This window comes from Gordonia sp. DT30 (genome assembly GCF_049844915.1).
GTDB lineage: Bacteria > Actinomycetota > Actinomycetes > Mycobacteriales > Mycobacteriaceae > Gordonia.
In genome coordinates, this window is the sequence record NZ_JBNCLY010000085.1 from 1 (window position 1) to 446 (window position 446).

Annotated in this window: 1 protein-coding gene; it reads right to left on the reverse strand. The window is 61.2% G+C overall.

Annotation, left to right across the window (positions count from 1 at the left end; all coding sequences use genetic code 11):
- On the reverse strand, positions 1-434 hold a 434-nt coding region (locus ACLQ3C_RS21540), incomplete at its 3' end, for an IS701 family transposase (RefSeq protein WP_425707127.1).
- Positions 435-446: the final 12 nt, after the last annotated feature.

Here is a 446-nt window from a genome sequence, read left to right on the forward strand (position 1 = left end):
CGATCGGTGTCATCGCACCACGATTTGGGCATATACAGGGCACGATCGATCAAGGCGTGTCCTTTGGAACTGGTGTAGGTCATGTAGACGGCGACCTGGCAGTTCTCGACACGCCCGGCCGTGCCAGAGTATTGGCGTTGCACGCCCACGGTTTTCGTGCCCTTCTTCAGATCGCCGGTCTCGTCGACGACGAGTACCGCATCAGGTTCGGCGAATGCGTCGACGACCATCGTGCGCAAGTCGTCGCGAATGTCATCGGCGTTCCACTTGGCTCGAGACAGCAAGTGCTGCAACTTGTCCGGTGTGGCGTGTCCGGCAAGTTCAGCCATCGTCCAGCAATTCTTGGACTCCAGCGCCGACATCACACCCAACACAAACGCGCCCGCGTTGCGAGCGGCGTCGCAGCGGGCGAACCGCGGCCCGATCGTGTCGATCACCGAGTCCAG